This window comes from uncultured Legionella sp., from assembly GCF_937871865.1.
In the GTDB taxonomy this organism is placed as follows: Bacteria; Pseudomonadota; Gammaproteobacteria; order Legionellales; family Legionellaceae; genus Legionella.
Map to the genome: position 1 here is coordinate 1 of NZ_CALMPD010000166.1, position 3,183 is coordinate 3,183.

The following is a 3,183-nucleotide window of genomic DNA, read 5'->3' on the forward strand; positions in this document are numbered from 1 at the left end:
GATGAGCTTTTTCAGAGCCATTGCTAATAATCAATTTATCGTGTGTTGGCTATAATTTTCCCACTGGTACCTTCGCCTCTGAAAAAATACTGAACGCGTCAGGCAGCTTTCAAATAAAATTTATAATAAGAAGGCCATATGTCGATAAAAAGAGATGCCACTATTTTGCAATTCAATGATTTGGTTGAGTTTGAAAATCATGGTTCTGGCATGAATACAACAGGGATAGGAATTGAATTTGTTAACAGAGGATGGTTATCCTCTACTACTGATGACGGAGGAGAAGGAATTCCATCTAAAGAGTCCTCAATGACCGCTGCCCAGAAGTCAACTTATAAGGAAGCAAATGGTTACTTATGGTTATTCTGGGGATATGGATTTAACATTTATCGCGTCCCACCGTCTATGGATCAATTAGAATAGGAATTCGTAGAGAATTTGATTATTTTTTTAGCCCATAGCCTGTTCTAAAAATCCAACCAATAATACAAAGACAGCTAACAGTAAACGTTATTATCATGGTTACACTAGTAGCAAGACTTACATCGCCACTCTCATAAAAACTCCAACGAAAACCACTTATAAGGTACACCACAGGATTTAATAATGAAAATTTATACCAGAACGGAGGCAGCATATGAATGGAATAAAAGCTCCCTCCCAGAAAGGTTAGCGGCGTTATAATCAGGAGGGGAATTATTTGCAATTTTTCAAAACCATCAGCCCAAATGCCAATAATAAATCCCAGTAAGCTAAAGGTGACGCTGGTCATTATCAAAAAAAAGACCATCCAGAATGGATGTGCGACACGTAATGGCACAAAAAACAAAGAGGTTAAGAGCACCAGCACTCCAATCATTATCGATTTAGTTGCAGCAGCCCCCACATAGCCTACCACCACTTCCAAAAAGGACAAGGGTGCGGTGAGAATTTCATAAATGGTTCCAGTAAATCTGGGAAAATAAATACCAAAAGATGCATTTGATACACTTTCTGCAAGTATCGTAAGCATGATAAGGCCAGGCACAATGAACGCCCCATACGACACACCATCGATGGCTTTCATATGTGGACCAAGAGCTGCTCCAAATACGATAAAATAAAGCACCGTCGAAATCACAGGAGCGGCAATGCTTTGCCCTAAAGTACGGAAGGTTCGGCTCATTTCGAAAAGATAAATTGCACTAATGCCACGAATATTCATTTTGCCTCTACCAATTTAATAAAAATCTCTTCCAAGCTACTTTGGCGACTATAAATATCCTTAGGTCGAATGCCATTTGACTGGAGGCTATCGAGAAAATCTGCAATATCATTTCCACTTTCATTATCACACGTTAAAACCAGATTGCTGTCCTTTTCATTTTGAATCAGAGTAAGAGGATATTCGTTTAATCCCTCAGGAATACTCGCCAAAGAATCACGCAGCACAAAAATCATTTGCCGTTTGCCCATTTTTTTCATAAGCACATTCTTTTCTTCCGTAAGAATCAGATTGCCCTTATTTATAATGCCAATACGGTCGGACATTTCTTGCGCTTCTTCTATATAATGAGTAGTAAGGATAATGGTGACTCCGGTTTCACGTAAGCTCCGCACCTGCTCCCACATTGATTTACGCAGCTCCACATCAACTCCGGCAGTAGGTTCATCCAGAAACAAAATTTCAGGTTCATGAGAAAGTGCTTTGGCAATCATAACTCGGCGCTTCATGCCTCCAGATAAATGCCGAATTTGCTCATCCTTCTTATCCCAGAGAGAGAGACGTTTTAAAACATCTTCAATATAAGCTGGATTGCGTGGTTTATTAAATAAGCCCCTGCTGAACGAGACAGTGCTCCAGACTGATTCAAATGCATCAGTTGCAAGTTCTTGCGGCACCAGACCGACTGCCGCACGTGCTTGCCTGTATTGCTTTATGTGATCGTGACCGGCTACCGTGACAGTACCACTACTCAGTTGAGTAATGCCGCATATTGTATTGATTAACGTAGTTTTGCCTGCACCATTTGGCCCTAAGAGCGCAAAAATCTCACCACGATTGATTTCGAGATTTATGCCACTCAAAGCCTTAAAGCCATTACTATAGATTTTGCTGAGCGATTTGATACTGATCGCAGGAATATTAAACATTTAAAAAATTGCTCCATTTGATTAATAAGAATTAATCGTATTGAACCAGGACTGTTAACATTTCAAATATTGCGAAGTATATCTCATTATTTCCCCAAAATTGTATCAGGCAATCGAAATTAAATTTGATTGCAGAACTGAGCCAATAGACAAAAAATTTATTTAAAAAAATCAAATTCCCACTCTCTCTGAATTGGAATATTGAATAATTTTTTTTTACATATTACGATGATGGAAATAAAAAATAACTACAGGTTTCCCATGTTAAAGTCTTGGATTCATTGGATTTTTCTTTTCGCCTCTCCCTCTTTATATGCCCTGACAACACTCAATGTAACCCTGAACACAGACAACAATCCTGGAGGTATAGGAGAGCCAGGCGATCTGAGATATTGCTTGAATTCGATGAATCAAAACTTAAACATGCTGCCCGATGATTATGCGATTACGTTTAATTCACCAATGACGATTCAACTTAACGGAATTCTTCCTATTATAAACAACTCTCCTAATCCCGTGAGTATTACTATTGGCAACCCAAGCCCAACCTCCATAGTTACAATTGACGGTAACAATAAAACGTACAGAGGATTATTCATCCCAATGGGAAATGTCACGATCCAAAACATGAATTTTGAAAACCTGGCAGCCAAAGGAGGCGATGGCGGAGATGGAATTTCTGGCGGCGGCGGGGGCTTGGGGGCTGGGGGAGCAATTTACGCACCTCAAACTTTTTTAAATGGCTCAAATCCATCAATCACCTTAATGAATGTCTCGATAAACAACTGCGCAGCAATTGGTGGCAAAGGAGGAAATTATCTAGGCGCTGCGTCTACTGGCAATGAAGGGGGAGGCGGAGGTGGTGGCTTTAGCGGGGATGGCGGCTTTATTACAGCCACAGGAAGCACTGGAGGTGCTGGTGGAGGCGGTTTTGGAGGTAATGGAGGTACTGTCACTCTTTCCACAGATGCCTTCCTCGGTGGTGGTGGCTCTGGAGGTGGAGGTCTAGGTTCCCGTGCCACTATAGGAACACTTACTAACTTAGGAAAT

At 40.7% G+C, this 3,183-nt stretch carries 3 protein-coding genes and 1 pseudogene; 2 read left to right on the forward strand and 2 right to left on the reverse strand.

The genetic code is table 11. From position 1 onward, the window contains the following. The first annotated feature begins 138 nt into the window (after window positions 1-138). Window positions 139-423, forward strand: coding sequence for an N-acetylmuramoyl-L-alanine amidase (locus Q0495_RS09290; RefSeq protein ID WP_298625266.1), 285 nt, complete (start codon window positions 139-141; stop codon window positions 421-423). A gap of 19 nt (window positions 424-442) precedes the next feature. Here the strand turns inward: Q0495_RS09290 and Q0495_RS09295 are convergent, their stop codons facing one another. Together Q0495_RS09295 and Q0495_RS09300 are read right to left on the reverse strand one after the other, a co-directional pair. Next, window positions 443-1,204, reverse strand: a complete 762-nt coding sequence (locus tag Q0495_RS09295) for an ABC transporter permease (RefSeq protein WP_298625268.1) — start codon at window positions 1,202-1,204, stop codon at window positions 443-445. Continuing rightward, a complete protein-coding gene (locus Q0495_RS09300) occupies window positions 1,201-2,133 on the reverse strand; it encodes an ABC transporter ATP-binding protein (RefSeq protein ID WP_298625269.1) in 933 nt (310 codons plus the stop codon). The genes Q0495_RS09295 and Q0495_RS09300 overlap by 4 nt, the downstream gene beginning before the upstream one ends. Window positions 2,134-2,394: 261 nt before the next feature. Between Q0495_RS09300 and Q0495_RS09305 the strand changes: the two are divergent. Then, window positions 2,395-3,183: pseudogene (locus tag Q0495_RS09305) on the forward strand (hypothetical protein); the annotation flags it as partial.